Origin of the sequence: Planococcus sp. APC 3906 (assembly GCF_030407685.1) — a bacterium.
GTDB lineage: Bacteria > Bacillota > Bacilli > Bacillales_A > Planococcaceae > Planococcus > Planococcus koreensis.
Window position 1 is genome coordinate 1 of sequence record NZ_JASDCW010000024.1, and the last position, 17,338, is coordinate 17,338.

The 17,338-nt window shown below is 50.1% G+C and carries 15 protein-coding genes and 1 tRNA gene; 3 read left to right on the top strand and 13 right to left on the bottom strand.

Annotated elements, in window-relative coordinates; genetic code table 11:
* Positions 1–259: 259 nt before the first annotated feature.
* From lysS to tilS, 11 genes are all read right to left on the bottom strand, one after another.
* On the bottom strand, positions 260–1,744 hold the full coding sequence (lysS, locus tag QMA09_RS13125) for a lysine--tRNA ligase (RefSeq protein WP_290213428.1): 1,485 nt from the start codon (positions 1,742–1,744) through the stop codon (positions 260–262).
* Between the two features lie 139 nt (positions 1,745–1,883).
* Positions 1,884–2,372 carry a 2-amino-4-hydroxy-6-hydroxymethyldihydropteridine diphosphokinase gene (folK, locus tag QMA09_RS13130; protein ID WP_290213429.1) on the bottom strand — a complete coding sequence of 163 codons (489 nt, stop codon included), beginning with the start codon at positions 2,370–2,372 and terminating at the stop codon, positions 1,884–1,886.
* Complete coding sequence (gene folB / locus QMA09_RS13135; protein ID WP_290213430.1) at positions 2,369–2,734, bottom strand: dihydroneopterin aldolase; 366 nt, start codon at positions 2,732–2,734, stop codon at positions 2,369–2,371. Before folB ends, folK begins: the two co-directional genes overlap by 4 nt.
* Positions 2,734–3,540, bottom strand: coding sequence for a dihydropteroate synthase (gene folP, locus QMA09_RS13140; protein ID WP_290213431.1), 807 nt, complete (start codon positions 3,538–3,540; stop codon positions 2,734–2,736). Before folP ends, folB begins: the two co-directional genes overlap by 1 nt.
* A 126-nt stretch (positions 3,541–3,666) precedes the next feature.
* Positions 3,667–4,605, bottom strand: coding sequence for a cysteine synthase A (gene cysK, locus QMA09_RS13145; RefSeq protein WP_135505025.1), 939 nt, complete (start codon positions 4,603–4,605; stop codon positions 3,667–3,669).
* Positions 4,606–4,732: 127 nt separating this feature from the next.
* Positions 4,733–5,680 (bottom strand): peptidyl-prolyl cis-trans isomerase, encoded by a 948-nt coding sequence (locus QMA09_RS13150; protein WP_290213432.1) that lies wholly within the window; start codon positions 5,678–5,680, stop codon positions 4,733–4,735.
* The gene (hslO, locus tag QMA09_RS13155) at positions 5,664–6,545 is read right to left on the bottom strand and encodes an Hsp33 family molecular chaperone HslO (RefSeq protein WP_135505029.1); all 882 of its coding nucleotides are present in this window, start codon (positions 6,543–6,545) and stop codon (positions 5,664–5,666) included. Before hslO ends, QMA09_RS13150 begins: the two co-directional genes overlap by 17 nt.
* A 1-nt stretch (position 6,546) precedes the next feature.
* Positions 6,547–7,329, bottom strand: a complete 783-nt coding sequence (locus tag QMA09_RS13160) for a type III pantothenate kinase (RefSeq protein WP_290213433.1) — start codon at positions 7,327–7,329, stop codon at positions 6,547–6,549.
* 114 nt (positions 7,330–7,443) lie between these two features.
* A complete protein-coding gene (ftsH, locus tag QMA09_RS13165; protein ID WP_290213434.1) occupies positions 7,444–9,453 on the bottom strand; it encodes an ATP-dependent zinc metalloprotease FtsH in 2,010 nt (669 codons plus the stop codon).
* A 120-nt stretch (positions 9,454–9,573) separates the two neighbouring features.
* Positions 9,574–10,125 carry a hypoxanthine phosphoribosyltransferase gene (gene hpt / locus QMA09_RS13170; RefSeq protein ID WP_135505035.1) on the bottom strand — a complete coding sequence of 184 codons (552 nt, stop codon included), beginning with the start codon at positions 10,123–10,125 and terminating at the stop codon, positions 9,574–9,576.
* Positions 10,126–10,139: 14 nt separating this feature from the next.
* Entirely contained in the window at positions 10,140–11,549 is a 1,410-nt protein-coding gene (gene tilS / locus QMA09_RS13175) for a tRNA lysidine(34) synthetase TilS (protein WP_290213435.1), read from the bottom strand.
* 122 nt (positions 11,550–11,671) lie between these two features.
* Here tilS and QMA09_RS13180 point away from each other — a divergent pair.
* A tRNA-Met gene (locus QMA09_RS13180) sits at positions 11,672–11,745 on the top strand.
* Between the two features lie 167 nt (positions 11,746–11,912).
* On the opposite strand, the gene QMA09_RS13185 is transcribed toward QMA09_RS13180, so the two are convergent.
* Together QMA09_RS13185 and QMA09_RS13190 are read right to left on the bottom strand one after the other, a co-directional pair.
* Complete coding sequence (locus tag QMA09_RS13185; protein WP_135505039.1) at positions 11,913–12,344, bottom strand: S1 domain-containing RNA-binding protein; 432 nt, start codon at positions 12,342–12,344, stop codon at positions 11,913–11,915.
* Positions 12,345–12,475: 131 nt separating this feature from the next.
* Complete coding sequence (locus QMA09_RS13190) at positions 12,476–12,898, bottom strand: FtsB family cell division protein (RefSeq protein WP_135502436.1); 423 nt, start codon at positions 12,896–12,898, stop codon at positions 12,476–12,478.
* 279 nt (positions 12,899–13,177) lie between these two features.
* Between QMA09_RS13190 and QMA09_RS13195 the strand changes: the two genes are divergently transcribed.
* Complete coding sequence (locus tag QMA09_RS13195; protein WP_290213436.1) at positions 13,178–14,248, top strand: carbamoyl phosphate synthase small subunit; 1,071 nt, start codon at positions 13,178–13,180, stop codon at positions 14,246–14,248.
* Entirely contained in the window at positions 14,241–17,336 is a 3,096-nt protein-coding gene (gene carB, locus QMA09_RS13200) for a carbamoyl-phosphate synthase (glutamine-hydrolyzing) large subunit (protein WP_290213437.1), read from the top strand. The genes QMA09_RS13195 and carB overlap by 8 nt, the downstream gene beginning before the upstream one ends.
* Positions 17,337–17,338 lie beyond the last annotated feature (2 nt).

Consider the following 17,338-nt stretch of genomic DNA (forward strand, 5'->3'; position numbering starts at 1 on the left):
TTGTTGACGTTTTGCTGTTCAGTTTTCAAGGTTCATGTTTGTACGCCTCTTCATTTGGCGACTTTTCAATATTACCAGCTTCCTTTTCGGAAGTCAATAACAAGTTGCAAATTTTCTTCGTGTAATCTAGATGCCAAAAACACGACATCAATTAATATATCACCTCTCCCTCCTGAGCGCAAGACTTATTTAAAATAAAAAACCGATTCGGGAATATTCTCCTCGAACCGGTTGGGTAAATATTTTAAATCTATGCTTATCAGTCGCGCGAACGCATCTGAGGGAACAGTAGAACGTCTCTTATAGAAGCGGAATTGGTCAACAGCATAACTAGACGGTCAATCCCAATCCCAAGACCTCCCGTAGGCGGCATGCCGTATTCCAGCGCTTCGATGAAATCATCATCCATTTCATGCGCTTCATCGTTGCCTGCTTCTTTTTCAATTAATTGAGCTTCAAAACGCTCGCGTTGATCGATTGGATCATTTAATTCTGTAAAGGCATTTGCATGTTCTCTACGAACAATAAACAATTCGAAGCGGTCTGTAAAACGTCCATCTTCCGGATTCTTTTTAGCCAGTGGAGAGATTTCTACAGGATGTCCATAAACAAAAGTTGGTTGAACCAACTCTCCTTCTACACGCTGCTCGAAAAACTCATTCAGAATATGGCCTACTTCCATAGTTGGTTTAACTTCAATATTATGCTCTTTCGCTAAAGCGTGCGCTTCATCTTTCGTCATCTGCTCCCAGAAGTCCACTCCTGTGTATTCTTTCACTGCGTCAGCCATGTGCAGGCGCTTCCAGCCTGGCGCAAGATTGATCTGGTCCTCGCCATATTGGACCGTGGTTGCACCTAGTACATCCTGCGCAATATGCGCGATCAGATTCTCTGTCAATTCCATGACATCGTTGTAATCTGCGTAGGCTTCGTAAAGTTCAAGCATTGTAAATTCAGGATTGTGGCGTGTTGAAACACCCTCATTGCGGAATACCCGCCCTACTTCATAAACTTTTTCCAAACCGCCTACAATAAGACGCTTCAAATGAAGTTCGATAGCGATGCGGATAAACATCTGCATGTCGAGCGCATTATGATGCGTGATGAACGGACGTGCAGTCGCTCCACCAGCAATCGAATGCAGCATCGGTGTTTCCACTTCCAAGAAACCTTGATCATCCAGGTAGCGGCGCATCGATTGAATGATGCGGCTGCGCAGAATGAATGTCTCTTTGCTTGTTTCGCTTGTAATCAAATCCAAATAGCGCTGGCGGTAACGCTGCTCAATATCTTTAAGGCCATGGAATTTCTCTGGCAGCGGGCGCAGGGCTTTCGTCAAGAAGAAGACTTCTTTCGCTTTAACAGAAAGTTCCCCTACATTCGTCTTGAAGATCGCCCCTCTTACTCCAAGGATGTCGCCTAGATCGACTGTATTGAAAAATTCATATGCTTCGTCGCCGATCGCGTCTTTACGGACATATATTTGGATTTGGCCTTTCAGATCCTGAAGATGTGCAAATCCAGCCTTGCCTTTTCCGCGCTTCGTCATGACGCGTCCGGCAATTACCACTTCATGCGGATTTTCTTCAAGCTCTTCTTTTGAAAGCTCGCTGTATTCATTGATGATTTCTTCAGACAGGTGAGTACGTTCAAAACGCGAACCGAAAGGGTCCATCCCGTTATCACGGAACGCCTGCATCTTTTGGCGCCTCACCAATACTTGGTCGTTTAGCTCTTCTGACATGTTCTACACTCCTTTATTTTTCAACACCTTGATCATTCATGTATTTCTCTATTGTACACAATTTCCTCAGCGGCTACATAAAAAAAGCTGCCACAAAGTTGTGGCAGTTCTTATTTCCAGCTTAAACTGCACCGTTCGCCTAGATTTTATGGAGAAATTCTTCAGTCCCGCTATAGGTTTTCCATAATCGGACCCCCTGTTCAGGCGGCTCCGGCATTCCTTCAAGAGAAGGGTTCACTTCCAAAAGCGGGATGAGTACGAAAGCCCGTTCGTGCATCCGCGGATGCGGAACAACCAATCTCTCCGATTCTATTTTTTCTACGTTATAGAGCAGGATATCGAGGTCTATTGTCCGCGGTCCCCATTTGACGAGCCGTTTGCGCTGCAGCTGCTGTTCAATTTCCTGGCAGGCATCCAATAATTCCAAAGCGGAAAGGCTTGTCCGGACATGAACGGCCATATTCAAAAACGGCTCTTGCGCGGTGAAGCCGACCGGGTCTGTTTCATATAAAGATGAAATGGCCGCAACTTCTATCGCCGGATGCTTACCCAACAAATCTACAGCCTGCTTCAGCATAGCTAATCGGTCGCCCATATTCGAGCCGAGCGATAAGTAGCTGTCGTTCATACGAATTCCCCGCGCGACAATTCGATTGCCACCGACCGGTAATGCCCAGGGATCGGCGGATCGGGTTTGACCATGTAGACCCGGATGCCTTTGACGAGCGGGAACTTCGTTAAAATGCCGGCAGCGATTTCTTCAGCCACCGCTTCGACAAGCTTTTTCGGCGGCCCTTCGACAATTGCGCGGCAAGCTTCGTAAACTTCGCCGTAATGCACCGTGTGTTGTAGGTCGTCTGTTCTGCCAGCCTCCGCTAAATCAACTGCCAGCGATACCGTCAGACGAAAACGTTGCCCCAACTTGGTTTCTTCAGCAAATACGCCGTGGTAACCGTAAAACTCCATATCGTTCACATGAATGAAATCCATTATTCCGCCTCCTTGTATTTCGTTTTCCCTGTCAGCACATCCATCATGCGCACGGCACGGCTTGTTTCTTTGACGTCGTGGACGCGCACAATTTGGCAGCCGCGGTCGACGCCGAAACAGACGGTGGCAAGCGAACCTTCGAGCCGCTCTGCTACCGGCAGCCCCAACACTTTGCCGATCAGCGACTTGCGTGAAGTTCCAAGCAGCACCGGATAGCCGAGCGCAACGAACTCTCCGAGATGCTGCATCATTTCAATATTGTCAGCAGCGGACTTGGCGAAGCCGATGCCCGGATCCAGCCAAATCTTTTCTTTGCGGACGCCGGCATTAAGCGCAATTTCTATACTTTCGCTTATATCTTGCTGGACATCCGGCCAAAAATCCTTGTATAACGCATCGTTACGGTTGTGCATTAAAATAATGGGCACCTCCCATTTCGCCGCAACCTCTGCGATGGCAGGTTCATATTTCGCGCCCCAGATGTCATTGATGATATCTGCCCCCGCTTCAATTGCCGCTTCAGCCACTGCCGCTTTATATGTATCAATTGAAATCAAGACGTCGCATTGGTTTTTCAACGCTTGAATCACCGGAACGATACGCGAGATTTCTTCGGCATCGGAAATCATCGTGTAGCCTGGCCGCGTCGATTCACCTCCGACATCGATGATATCCGCACCGTCTTCTACCATTTGGCGTGCCCACGACACTGCTTGTTCAACCGACGTATAGTTGCCACCGTCAGAAAAAGAATCCGGCGTTACATTCAATATGCCCATCACCCATGTTTTATTGGTCAAATCCATGTTTTACACTCCGTTCTGGACCCTGTTATTGCCCGGGAAATAATCACTCTCTCCATATTATCGCGAATAACGCCATTTTCGCCATAATAAAAGAGCATGCATAGGCATACTCTTTTTAGAAGCGACTCAATTTTCTTCGAATTGGTAAAGCGGAGTGCTCAAATAACGTTCGCCGTTTGATGGGATGATCGCCAGCACTTTTTTGCCTTTGCCAAGTTTCTTCGCAACTTGCAGCGCAGCGTAGATTGCCGCCCCAGAGGAAACGCCTCCGAGAATGCCTTCTTCGCGAGCCGCTTTGCGGGCTGTTTCGTACGACTGATCATTCGTCACTTGAATGATTTCATCGTAAATTTTCGTGTTGAGGACTTCTGGCACGAATCCAGCGCCAATGCCTTGGATTTTATGCGGGCCCGGCTTGCCGCCTGACAATACAGGCGAGTCCGTCGGTTCCACTGCAACGATGTGGATGCCCGGGTAATGCTCTTTCAACACTTGGCCAGCGCCGGTGATGGTGCCGCCTGTACCGATTCCGGAAATGAACGCATCCAATTGCTCACCCATCGATTCCACGATTTCCGGTCCTGTTGTCAGTCGGTGCACTTCCGGATTCGCTTCATTCTTGAATTGCTGGGGCATGAACCAGCCGTTTTCAGCAGCCAGTTTTTCAGCTGTTTTAATGGCGCCGTTCGGACCGTTCATACCGTCAGGGCCTGGAGTCAGAACCAATTCTGCACCATATGCACGCAATAAGTTGCGGCGCTCCATGCTCATCGTTTCAGGCATGACCAATACGGATTTATAGCCTTTAGCCGCAGCAATCATTGCCAGGCCGATTCCCGTGTTGCCGCTTGTCGGTTCAATAATCGTGTCGCCTTGCTTTAAATTGCCGTCTTTTTCAGCAGCTTCAATCATTGCCAATGCGATGCGGTCTTTCACACTGCTGCCAGGATTGAAGTATTCCAATTTCAAATAAACCTCTGCATCTTCAGGGCCAGTCAGGCGATTTAATCTGACAATCGGTGTTTGGCCAATCAATTCGGTAACAGAATTTCCTATACGCGCCATTTCTCAACACTCCTAATCCCTAGTAGTTTTGTAAGTATTAATCTTTCCTTATCGTATCAATGTTTCTCATTTTCTGTCAAATTGTATACACCAAAAAGGCATTTCCAATGAGAAATGCCTTTCTGTTTTATTGGCCGTAAAACCATTCTGCGTCGAATTCTTTCCAGAAAGCTTCTGGAGTGACTGATTGAGGGAGCTGCTCAAGCGCAAGTTCGCGGCCGATATGGCCTTTGACTTCTTCGAAGGAGAACTTTTGGCCTTCCGCTTTATCCACCACCGCTACTATCGCCAGGCGGCCGTCTTTCAATGCCACCGGCTCTGACCACTTTCCAGTTTCGATCGATTGGACCGCTTTTGCAACGGCCGGATCGACAGACGGCTGGTCCGGGGAAATATAGCCGATGTCGCCGCCCAAGCTGGCAGACGCGGTATCAACCGATTTTTCGCGGGCCAGCGCTTCGAAGGAAGAACCGTTTTCAAGTTCTTTCAGCGCCGCTTCGGCCTCGCTTGCTGACTCGACGACCATCATGCTCGTGCGGTAGCCGTCCTCGACGTCATAAAGCGCCTGGTTTTCTTGATAAAACGCTTCGATTTTCTGGTCTTCAACCACGATATCTTTCGTCAGCACTTTTTCCAGAATCAATTGCGATTTCACTTGCTCGCGCAAGCTTTCCCCATTTTCTGCATACAGCGCCATATCGGTGCCATCCTGCGCAGTGCGGAGCATCGCAAGTTCGAGATCGATTTCTTTGTCGCTGACTTCGATGTTGTACTCTTCGGCTGCAGTGGCCATGACTTTTTGATTGACCAACCCAAGCAGGGTATCGCGGCCATGCTGCTCTTCCATCGCGGCCATCCATTCCTGGCGCGTGATCGAATCGCCTTGGACAGTGGCGACTTCTTCACTGCTGCCTGCTCCGTTCGGAATCAGCCAAGCAATGAACCACAGCAGGTTTCCAACAAATAATAGCAATAACAGGACCAGCAGCGGACCCGTCTTCAATCTTCTTCTCGGCGGACGCCCTGCAGTTGCCGGTGATGCAGCAGGGCGTTGCGTATTACGCGTGTAGCTCATCGATTAACGCTTCCAATTCTTCTTTAGAATAATGGTATTTTTCCAAACAGAAATGGCATTGCGTTTCAGCCATTCCTTGCTCTTCAATCATTTCGCGGATTTCTTTTTCACCGAGTCCCAAGATTCCTTCTGCAAAACGTTCTTTGGAGCAATTGCATTCAAACTTCACCGGCATTTTGTCCAAAATCTGCACATTTCCTTCGCCGAGCACTTCTTCCAAAATTCCTTCCGGCGTCAAACCGCGCTGGATCATTGTGGAAACAGGTTCGATATGAGCCAATCTTTTTTCGATTGCCGTAATCGTTTCGTCGTCAGTATCCGGCATCAATTGGATGATGAAACCGCCAGCAGCGAGAATGGAGTTGTCTGTATCCACCAAGACACCCAAGCCGACCGACGATGGCACCTGCTCAGAAACCGCGAAATAATAGGTCAGGTCTTCCGCAATTTCACCTGAGACGATCGGTGTCTGGCCCGTGAAATTCTCCTTCATGCCAAGGTCTTTAACAATCGCCAGCATGCCATTGGTGCCAACCGCTCCTTTAACATCCAGCTTGCCTTTGACCGACGAATCGATTTGGGTCTGTGGATTTGTTACGTAACCGCGCACCTTGCCATCAGCATCGCTGTCGACTAAGATGGCGCCGATCGGCCCTCCCCCTTGAATTTTCAACGTCACTTTGTCATCGCCTTTCAGCATTGCGCCAAGCATGACCCCTGCGGTCATCGCGCGCCCCAATGCAGCAGACGCTGTCGGCCAAGTCTGATGGCGGCGCTGCGCCTCCCCTACAGTTTCCGTCGCATCAGCGGCAAACGCCCGGACGCTGCCGTTAAAGCCCAGTCCGCGCACTAAATAATCTCCCATATTAATCGTTCCCTTCTAACGCCTGATTGCGTTTATAAATTAAATAAAGGCCCTTCAATGTCAAAAACGGATCCACTTTGTCGATCATCGACGATTCCGCCGCAATCAACGAAGCCATTCCCCCTGTCGCGATAACGGTCGGCTTTTGTTTGCTCTGCGACTTCATGCGCGCAATGATGCCTTCCGCTTGCCCGACATAGCCGAAGACGATGCCGGCCTGCATAGCTGATACGGTGTTTTTCCCGACGACGTTTGCCGGACGCGCAATCTCGATGCGCGGCAGTTTCGATGCACGATTGTACAACGCTTCGGTGGAAATGCCAATGCCCGGCGCAATCGCCCCGCCCATGTATTGCTGGCGTTCGTCAATGTAACAATACGTTGTCGCCGTTCCAAAATCGACAATGATCAACGGAGTTCCGTATTCATGGATCGCCGCAACCGCATTGACGATCCGGTCTGCTCCGACTTCACGCGGGTTATCGTACTTGATATTGAGACCGGTTTTTACGCCAGGCCCGACAACCATCGGCTTAATGTGAAAATATTTCTGGCACATCCGCTCCAGCGAAAACATGATTGGCGGCACGACAGAAGACATGATGATGCCGCCGATCGCTTCAAATCCGAGGCCGGAGTCATTCAGCAGCATTTTGATTTGCATGCCGTATTCATCTTCCGTTTTGTGGCGGTCTGTTTCAAGCCGCCAATGATGCAGCAGCTGCTGCTCCCCATAGACACCCAAAACAATATTCGTGTTTCCGACATCCATTACTAAAATCATATTTGAGCCCTCACTTATCAACGATTTTCCAACACATCATACCATATTTTCAGAGAAATAAAAAAACCGATCGGCCGTTCCTAAAAAGGAAAGGTCGATCGGTCTTAACACGTCTTATTTACGGTCTTCCTGAATCGGTCCAACGGCTTCACCGGATCTGCCTTCTTTTGGCAAATCGCCAGCTGAAGGATCACTCGGAGCACCCGTTACATCCACTGCTTCATCGTCTTTCGACAAATCAACAGCATCTTTTTCAAAATCGCCGTTCAATGCTTCGTAAGAACGTTCCGGAAGCGTGCCGTGGTCTTTCAAGTGAAGGATTTGGCCCGCATCCAACGTTTCCACTTCAAGCAAAGTATTGGCAATCAACGATAGAAGATCTTTGTTTTCAGTCAGGATCTCTTTCGTGCGCAAGTACTGCTCTTTGATGATGCGCTGGATTTCCTGATCGATTTCAAATGCGATGGCATCTGAATAATTCTGGTCTGAGTTGAAATCGCGCCCAAGGAAGACATTGCCGCCTTGCGCCTGGCCGAATTGGATCGGTCCGATTTTGTCGCTCATTCCATATTCAGTAACCATGCTTCTCGCAATGGCTGTCGCACGCTGGAAGTCATTATGCGCTCCGGTTGAAACTTCACCGAAACTTAAGTCTTCCGCAACACGTCCGCCAAGCAAACCTGAAATCTTATCAAGCAATTCCGGTTTCGTCATGAAGTAGCGATCTTCTTTCGGCAGCATGACAGCATAGCCGCCTGCTTGCCCACGAGGAACGATCGTCACTTTATGGACAGTTTCCGCATCGTCGAGAATCAACCCAACAACCGTATGGCCGGCTTCGTGGAATGCCACGATATTGCGTTCTTTTTTCGAAATGACACGATTCTTTTTAGCTGGTCCCGCAATAACGCGGTCCGTCGCTTCATCGATATCGGACATGTCGATTTTCAATTTATTGCGTCGAGCGGCCACCAGGGCTGCTTCGTTCAATAAGTTTTCCAAATCCGCTCCCGAGAATCCAGGAGTGCGCTGTGCGATGGCTTTCATATCGACAGTCGGATCCAAAGGCTTGTTGCGTGCATGCACTTTCAAGACTTCTTCGCGACCTTTGACGTCCGGGCGGCCAACTGTAATCTGGCGATCGAAACGGCCTGGGCGAAGAAGTGCCGGATCCAGGATATCTGGCCGGTTTGTAGCTGCGATGATGATGACGCCTTCGTTCGCGCCAAATCCATCCATTTCTACAAGCAATTGGTTCAATGTCTGCTCACGCTCATCGTGTCCACCGCCGAGGCCTGCGCCACGCTGGCGTCCAACTGCATCAATCTCATCAATAAAAATGATACATGGTGAATTTTTCTTCGCATTTTCGAAAAGGTCACGGACACGGGAAGCCCCGACGCCGACGAACATTTCAACGAAATCCGAACCACTGATCGAGAAGAAGGGAACGCCCGCTTCTCCAGCAACCGCACGGGCCAAAAGTGTTTTACCGGTACCCGGAGGCCCGACAAGCAAAATCCCTTTTGGAATGCGCGCACCGATATCAGCGAAACGGCGAGGATCTTTCAGGAAGTCAACAACTTCCACTAGCTCCTGTTTCTCTTCGTCTGCTCCAGCTACGTCATTGAAGCGGACTTTATGTTTCTGATCATCGTACAGCTTCGCTTTGCTTTTCCCGAAATTCATCACTCGGCCGCCACCGCCGCCTTGTGATTGGTTAAGCAGGAAGAAGAAGAGGATGAAGATGATGATGAATGGAATGATGCCAGTGAAGAATTGAACCCATCCGCTTGTCTGCGGGGCTTTCAAGAAATCCACGTCGGCACCCTCGGATGTCGCAATTTCATCAATTTGTGTAATTAACGCTTCGTTTTCCACAGGGATATTGGTGACGAAAGTTTCATCGTCTTTGTACGTTTTCAATTTACCTGTCACTTCGTAGACATTTGCATCAGGTTGGATGGTAATTTCTGAAATCGTCCCGCCTTGGACAGCTTCCAAGAATTCATTGTATCCTATTTCGTTAGTCGGTTGGTTACTGTTATTGAACGTCCCCAAAATACCGATAATAACTAGGAAGATTAGTAGATAAAATATGGTGTACCGAAATATTCGATTCATCCCAAGCCTCCTCATAAAGTTTCCAAAAACTATACTAAATACTACCATACGAGCATTTCCGCATACAACGAAAAGCCCTTAGCTTTGCGGGTGAATCCGTATTGTGTGAACTTCTTTTGACTATTCTTGATCTTCGCTGTAAACAGCAGGTTTCAAGACGCCAATATATGGAAGATTACGGTATTTTTCCGCATAGTCCAAACCATATCCCACAACGAATGCATCCGGAACTTCAAATCCGATATAATCGGCTTTCAAATCCACTTTGCGGCCAGACGGCTTATCCAGCAACGTAACAATTTTGATCGAGTTCGCTTTGCGGTATTTGAATAAATCCACCAAATAGCTGAGCGTCAGTCCGCTGTCGATGATGTCTTCAATGATCAGTAGATCGCGGCCTTCCACGCTGGCGTTCAAATCTTTAATGATTTTCACTTCACCTGAAGAAACAGTCGCATTGCCGTAGCTTGAAACGTCCATGAAATCCATTTCCACATAACCGTCGATGCGCTTCATCAAATCGCCCATAAATGGCATTGCACCTTTTAATACGCCGATTGCCAACGGGTATTTATCCTGATAGTCGCGAGTAAGGATTGCTCCTAATTCCCGCGCTTTCTCTTGCAAACTTTCTTCCGTGATCAATATTTCTTCAATGTCTTTTTGTAGCATGGTGGGCCTCCTAGTTAATCCGCTTTTTGCGTTTTCTCGTGGTGCTCTATCAATACCCAGTCGTCACCAGCACGCGGTTCGCGGCTGAAAAGACTGGATGGGCGCAGTCCTGGAATCAGCAATACCTCATCTTTTTCCGTTGCAATGACCGGCCAATTCTCTCTTTCACAAACAGGGACTTTCTCATCGATCATCAGGCGCGACACTTTTTTCGGCTGCTGCATGCCGGCAAGTTTGATCCGGTCTCCCGGCTTGCGGCTTCTGATGAACATCCTGTCGTGTTTAGATGCGGCGAAATACCAAAATACAGCATTCTCTTCTTTTTCAACCTGCAGCAAAGGGACCTTTTTGTACCGAAACCCGTTCACTCTTTCAGACCAGTCACCTGTGATGGGCATTGCATCTATTGCAGTTGCCGGATGGACCGGCTGTCGGCTAAAGAACACCGCGTCGTATTGGCGTGTCATCATATAATTATGCGGCAGATGCAGAAAAACAGTACCGGCTGAAACTTGCATGGCGTTTTGAACCTGTTCAGCCAATTGCTTTGTTATCGACACTTGCTGCCCATTATATAGATAGTTTAATAGTATTAGAACCATTCTTTTTTGTAAAGCAAGTGCTCCGCTTCTGAAACTTTCAGCCGACAAGCATAGCCGGCCATCTGTCCAACGAACCAGTCCGTCCACTTGTTCACGTGCCAGTCCGTCCAAAAAACGCTGGTCTTCCTGCAGCGTTTCGGCAAGTTCGACGAAATGATCCGACACCGACGGCTCTTCTTTCTTCAGCAGCGGTACAATTGCTTCCCGAACGCGGTTGCGTGTATAAATCGGTTCCGCGTTGCTGGAATCTTCCCGGTGGACAACGCCATGGCGCCGGGCATAATCAGCGACCTCGTCTTTTGTCACCGCGAACTGCGGCCGGATGAGCTCCCCTTCGCCGAACGGGCGGCGCAAAGGCATGCCGAACAGACCCGATTGCAGCGACCCTCTCAAGCCTGCCATCAATACCGTCTCCAATTGGTCATCAGCGTGGTGGGCAGTTGCAAACTTCTGCGCCTTCTCGGCTGCCATCACTTCCTTGAAATAAGCATAGCGTTCATCGCGGCACACCTGCTGTTTATTGCCGCCCGCCGTTTCCAAGATGGCTGGGATTGGTATCGATCGGCTGAAACAAGAAACTTTCCAATGCCGGCAAGTTTCTTCAGTGAAACTGCGATCCATGCGGGATTCCTCGCCGCGCAGCATGTGGTCGACGTGCACGGCCGACACCGCTACTCCGAAAGCCTGCTCGTTCATTTTCAAGAAATGCACCAGCACGAGCGAATCAATGCCGCCGGAACAGCCGACAAGCACCTGTTCTCCCGGAACCAGCAACTGGTGTTTTTTGATAAAGGCCGCCATCTTCTTTTCGTATGTTTCCATGCACTCACCTCTCCCCGGCCTTTTTATCATCTATATAAAAAGAACGCCCTAAAACTTTTTTCTAAATCTGATTGACACTCCGCCATTTAGATAGTATGATTTGAAATGTTCGTTTGAACAAAGGCGGCGTAGCTCAGCTGGCTAGAGCGTACGGTTCATACCCGTGAGGTCGGGGGTTCGATCCCCTCTGCCGCCATCATCGTTGTTAAAAGCAGCATCCTGACAAAGGATGCTGCTTTTTTTTGCGTTCAAGCGCATTTTGCACCTTATAAAAAAAACGCTCCCCTCGAAGGAGAAGCGTTTCGATATGAATTGTTAAGCTGTCATGAAGCATTTTCCTATGCTATTAAAACAGCTAGCAAGTTAGCCTCTTTTTGCACCGCGGCCGCCGCGCTTGGATTCTGTAGCGCGTTTCAATGAAGTTGCGTTTTCTTCACTTTCCTTCAAGAACTTCGCCATTTTCGTCTCGAAGTTTTCTTTTGGTGCGCGTTCAAACGAACGGTTATTGCTCGGACGTGGACGCTGCGGACGATCCGGACGTACCGGTGCGCCTTCTGGCTGTGGTTTCGCTTTGCGGATGGACAGACCGATTTTGCCGTCTGCTTCCACATTCATCACTTTGACTTCCACCATTTCGCCGACTTTAAGATGATCGTTGATATCTTTGACGTAATTGTCTGCGACTTCACTGATATGCACGAGGCCTGTTGCACCAGTTGGTAACTGAACGAATGCTCCGAAATTTGTGATACCTGTTACTTTACCTTCTAACTTGCTGCCTACTTCAATCGACATAAAAAAAATGCTCCTCCTTAAAAATTAAGATGACCGCCATATGGGGCCAAAAAACTCATTTATGCGGGACGTTGCCCGAATTTTATTATAACACTTTTTATTATAACCAGCAAAAAAAGAGTGTCAACTGACTACTCTTCTTTAACTTCATCTTCTTCATTTTTATGGTCTTCGTTCGGCGTTGTGAAAATGATTTCACCCTCATCCGACAGGAAATATTCCTTGCGGGCCAATTTTGCTATGTAATCGTCATCGTTCAACAGCATGATCTGTTCTTCGAGCTGCGCTTGTTCTTTTTCGACTTCCTCAAGCGCTGCCAGCGTTTCGGCACGCTGCGCTTCTTTCTCCGCCATGCTTTGCGACTGCGCATAAATCGTGGTCCCAATCCAGATGGTGGCCAGCAATACGAGCACCCCGAATACCGAGAGCCTTCTGAAAAGGCGGACTTTATGCGCCTGCTGGCGTTTTTCCTGCCGTTCAACGGAGCGGACGTAATCATTTCGAATTGAAGCGACTTCCGGACTGCCTGCATTCTTCTTCCTCTTCAAACCCATGACTTTCCCTCCTCCTACTCACTTTGATGCCATTATACACGATTATGGGAAATTTTATAAGATTTTTTTGCATTCCCTGCCGTTTTTACAGCATTTCCGCTGCTCCGCTCAAAAACAGCAGATTATTTATTAATAAAAATACTATTGACTTAATTTTTATGCAGTCTATAATATTATTAACTCTAATCAAAGGCTAATTAAATCATCTTTATTTAAAATTTACTTTTTTCGAGTTAATAAATATACATTAATAATGAATAAACGCTAGGAGGCGAAATTATGGCAGGATTGTTGTCACTTGCAAACGGCATAGACTTTTCAGGAGATTGGCATGGAGATGCGGGGCACGTACAAGGAGAGATTGTCTTTTTTACCGGAATGACGGGATATGAGGAAGTATTGACGGATCCTTCCTATAAAGGGCAAATTATTGTGTTTTCTTATCCATTGATCGGCCAGTATGGCGTCCAGGCGGCGCATATCCAATCGGAAAAAATTCAAGCAGCAGGGATTGTCGTCGCCGAGCTTTACGACGGGCCTGTCGAAAAAGGAGCAATGCCCCTTGCGGAGTTCGCCCGGAAAGCACAGGTGCCGATACTCAGCGGCGCCGATACCCGCTCCATCATCCAAGCAGTGCGTGAATCGGGGACGATGCAATCGCACTTGGCCTCCGCTTTCGCAGGGACAGGCGAATGGCAGCCCGTGCAAACCGATTTCTTTGCGGTGCCGGACAGCTCTGCTGAGGTGGTGGTATTCGGTGAAGGCCACCTTCACATCGGCTTGATCGACTTCCATTATAAATCATCGATCTTAACGGAATTGCTGCAGCGCAATTGCAAAGTCAGCGTCATTCCGCATACCTTGCCGACCAACCAGCTGGACAGGCTCGGGCTGGACGGCCTGCTGTTTTCAAACGGACCCGGCGACCCGGCTGCCCTGGCGCCGCTGTTTCCGGTCTACCGGGACTGGGCGGAGCGCTATCCGACATTCGGCATCTGCCTCGGCCACCAAGTGCTCGCGTCCAGTTTCGGCGCCAAGACCACCAAATTGCCATTCGGCCACCGCGGGGCGAACCATCCCGTCATCAATGTGAAAACCCAGCAGGTTTCGATGAGCTCGCAGAACCATAGCTATGTCGTCGAAGACGCGAGCATCGGTGAAACGCCGTTGTCGATCCTTTATAAAAACGTCAACGATGGCAGCATCGAAGGGCTGTTCCATGAAGAGCTCCCGCTCCTGACGGTCCAATTCCACCCGGAAGCCGCTCCCGGCCCTGCTGACCATCTGGCGTTGTTCAGCCAGTTTCTAACCACAGCCCAACAGAAAAAGAAGGTGAAAATGCATGCCTAAGCAGCAAGACATAAAAAAAGTATTGGTTATCGGCTCTGGCGCGATTGTCATCGGCCAAGCTGCTGAATTCGATTATTCCGGCACCCAGGCTTGCCTGGCCCTCAAAGAGGAAGGCATCGAAGTGATCCTCGTCAACAACAACCCGGCGACCATCATGACGGACAAGAGCATGTCGGACAAAGTCTATTTCGAACCGCTGACAACTGACAGCGTCACTGCCATCATCGCCAAAGAACGCCCGGACGGCTTATTGGCGACCGTCGGCGGACAGACCGGATTGAACCTGGCAATGGCATTGTCGGATGCCGGCGTCCTCGCAGAGTATGGCGTACGCCTGCTTGGCACGAATATCGGCTCAATCAAACAAGCCGAAGACCGCGAACAATTCCGCGCATTAATGCACAAGCTTGGTGAACCGGTGCCGCAGAGCGCCATCGTCTACTCGACGGACAGCGCCCTTCAATTCGCCGAACAAACCGGCTACCCGCTCATCGTACGCCCTGCTTATACCCTGGGCGGCTTCGGCGGCGGCATCGCACAGGATGAAACAGCTTATATCTCGCTCGTCCAGCAAGGCCTGAGCGCAAGCCCGATCAAGCAATGCCTCGTGGAAAAAAGCATCGCGGGCTATAAGGAAATCGAATACGAGGTCATGCGTGATGCTGCCGGAACGTGCATCACGATTTGCAATATGGAAAACATGGACCCGGTCGGTGTCCACACCGGCGATTCCATCGTCGTGGCGCCGAGCCAGACGATGAATGACCGCGAATATCACTTGCTGCGCACCGCATCCATCCATATTATCGAGGCACTCGGCATCATTGGCGCCTGCAACGTGCAATTTGCGCTCCATCCGGAAAACTCCACGTATTACTTGATCGAAGTGAATCCGCGGGTCAGCCGTTCGTCGGCGCTGGCATCAAAAGCGACCGGTTACCCGATCGCTAAAATCGCCGCCAAGCTGGCACTCGGCTATTTGCTGGCAGAATTGAAAAATCCGGTGACCGGCACGACGTTCGCGAGCTTTGAGCCTGCGCTCGATTACGCCGTCGTCAAAATTCCGCGCTGGCCATTCGACCAATTCCAGGACGCCGACCGTTCACTAGGAACGCAGATGAAAGCGACCGGCGAAGTCATGGCCATCGAACGCAGCATGGAAGCCGCGTTCCAAAAAGCGGTGCGTTCGCTTGATATTCCACTCGACGGCTTCCGCTTGCCCGCTTTGGCGGAAATGCCGACGGCCCGTTTGGAAGAGCTTGCCGCCGCGCCAGATGACCGCCGCTTGTTCGTGCTGTTCGAATTGCTGGTGCGCAATAAAAGCATGGCGCATCTCCATGAGCTGACGGCGATTTCGCCTTATTTCCTCCATGTCCTGAAACGCATCGTTGATGAATGGCGCAAACTCCAATTGCTGTCATGGAACGATATGACCTACCAGCGTCTGCTGCAAGCGAAATCACTTGGTTTCAGCGACCGGCAGCTGGCCGATTTATGGCATATCTCCCCTTCTGAAATCTGGGGGCAGCGCAAAAGCTGGGGCATGTCTCCTGCTTACCGCGTCATTGATACGTGCGCCGCGGAATTCCGCTCGCAGACGAATTATTTTTATTCCACGTGGAGCGGCTCTTCCGACGCGCGCTCTTCCAACCCGAAAAAAGTGGCGGTCATCGGTTCAGGCCCGATCCGCATCGGCCAAGGCATCGAGTTCGATTATTGCTGCGTCCACAGTGTCATGGCGCTGCAGCAGCTCGGCTATGAAGCGGTGATGATCAACAACAACCCGGAAACGGTCAGCACGGATTACGAAATCGCCGATGCGCTGTACTTCGAACCGATGGCAGCGGAAGACATCCTGAATGTCCTGGACTTTGAAGGCATCACCAACGTCATTGTCCAGTTCGGCGGACAGACGTCACTGAATGTCGCGGCCGAATTGGAAGAAGCGGGCATCACCGTGCTCGGCTCGACCGTCGACCTGCTGGACCAAATGGAAGACCGCGACCGGTTTTATGCGTTTCTTGAGTCGATCGGACTCCCGGCCATTCCCAGCTACACGGCCGAAACCCCTGAGCAAGTCCCGCAATTCGCTAAAAAGCTCGGCTACCCCGTTCTCCTTCGCCCGTCTTATGTCATCGGCGGCAAAGGGATGAACGTTCTGCATAATGAAACCGAGCTTGCGCAATGGCTGGCACAGACAGAAGCCGTGTTCCCGGTATTGGTCGACCATTTCATCACCGGCAAAGAAGTCGAAGCCGATATCTTGACGGACGGTGAAAACGTCTGGGTATCCGCCATCTTCGAACACATCGAAGGCACCGGCGTCCATTCCGGCGACAGCATTTCCATCACGCCGCCGATCACACTGTCGGCGCATGAACTCGAAGAGATTGCCAGCACCGCGAAGCACATCGCTGGCAATATGGCGTATAAAGGCTTGTTCAACATCCAGTTCGTCTATGAACAAGGCCGCTTGTTCGTCATGGAAATCAACCCGCGGGCATCGCGCACAGCTCCAATCAGCTCCAAAGTGACCGGCGTTCCGTTGGTGCAGCATGCCACTGCGCTGATGCTCGGCATTCCGTACGGGGAGCTTGGCATCGAGGAGGATTATAACGGCCAGCCGGAATACACGGTAAAAGCGCCCGTGTTCTCCCATATCAAGCTGCCTGGCCTGTCGCCGGTGCTGTCGCCTGAAATGATGTCGACCGGCGAGGTCATCGGCCAAAGCCCGGATGCCAACATTGCCATGTACAAAGCGCTCGTTGGCGCTTCGCAGCAATTGGCGGACTTGGACGGCGGCGGCACAATTTTCATCACCGATGCATCGCTGCCGTTGATCGACTTGGATTTCTGGCTGAAGCATGGCTTCGCCTTCCATACAGAAGAATCGCTGCCATTCGAAAAATGGCTGGCGACAGATAACAAAAAAGCTTATATCGACTTGACGCTGGAACCCGACAAGGCACAGGCGGCCCAAGCAGCTGTCCGCCGCCTTCACGTCTGGACGCGCCGCGAAACCATCGCTGCGTTCCAGGAAGCTGTGAAACTCATCAACGGATCGACGAAAGGAGTGCTTGCGAAATGACA

Excerpts from the sequence above, each read along its gene's own strand:
- hpt (WP_135505035.1), bottom strand. The coding sequence starts at position 10,125 with ATGCTACAAAAAGACATTGAAGAAATATTGATCACGGAAGAAAGTTTG.
- QMA09_RS13150 (WP_290213432.1), bottom strand. The coding sequence starts at position 5,680 with ATGAGCTACACGCGTAATACGCAACGCCCTGCTGCATCACCGGCAACT.
- carB (WP_290213437.1), top strand. The coding sequence starts at position 14,241 with ATGCCTAAGCAGCAAGACATAAAAAAAGTATTGGTTATCGGCTCTGGC.
- QMA09_RS13160 (WP_290213433.1), bottom strand. The coding sequence starts at position 7,329 with ATGATTTTAGTAATGGATGTCGGAAACACGAATATTGTTTTGGGTGTC.
- folB (WP_290213430.1), bottom strand. The coding sequence starts at position 2,734 with ATGGATTTCATTCATGTGAACGATATGGAGTTTTACGGTTACCACGGC.
- tilS (WP_290213435.1), bottom strand. The coding sequence starts at position 11,549 with ATGGAAACATACGAAAAGAAGATGGCGGCCTTTATCAAAAAACACCAG.
- ftsH (WP_290213434.1), bottom strand. The coding sequence starts at position 9,453 with ATGAATCGAATATTTCGGTACACCATATTTTATCTACTAATCTTCCTA.
- folK (WP_290213429.1), bottom strand. The coding sequence starts at position 2,372 with ATGAACGACAGCTACTTATCGCTCGGCTCGAATATGGGCGACCGATTA.
- lysS (WP_290213428.1), bottom strand. The coding sequence starts at position 1,744 with ATGTCAGAAGAGCTAAACGACCAAGTATTGGTGAGGCGCCAAAAGATG.
- QMA09_RS13185 (WP_135505039.1), bottom strand. The coding sequence starts at position 12,344 with ATGTCGATTGAAGTAGGCAGCAAGTTAGAAGGTAAAGTAACAGGTATC.
- QMA09_RS13190 (WP_135502436.1), bottom strand. The coding sequence starts at position 12,898 with ATGGGTTTGAAGAGGAAGAAGAATGCAGGCAGTCCGGAAGTCGCTTCA.
- cysK (WP_135505025.1), bottom strand. The coding sequence starts at position 4,605 with ATGGCGCGTATAGGAAATTCTGTTACCGAATTGATTGGCCAAACACCG.
- QMA09_RS13195 (WP_290213436.1), top strand. The coding sequence starts at position 13,178 with ATGGCAGGATTGTTGTCACTTGCAAACGGCATAGACTTTTCAGGAGAT.
- folP (WP_290213431.1), bottom strand. The coding sequence starts at position 3,540 with ATGGATTTGACCAATAAAACATGGGTGATGGGCATATTGAATGTAACG.
- hslO (WP_135505029.1), bottom strand. The coding sequence starts at position 6,545 with ATGGGAGATTATTTAGTGCGCGGACTGGGCTTTAACGGCAGCGTCCGG.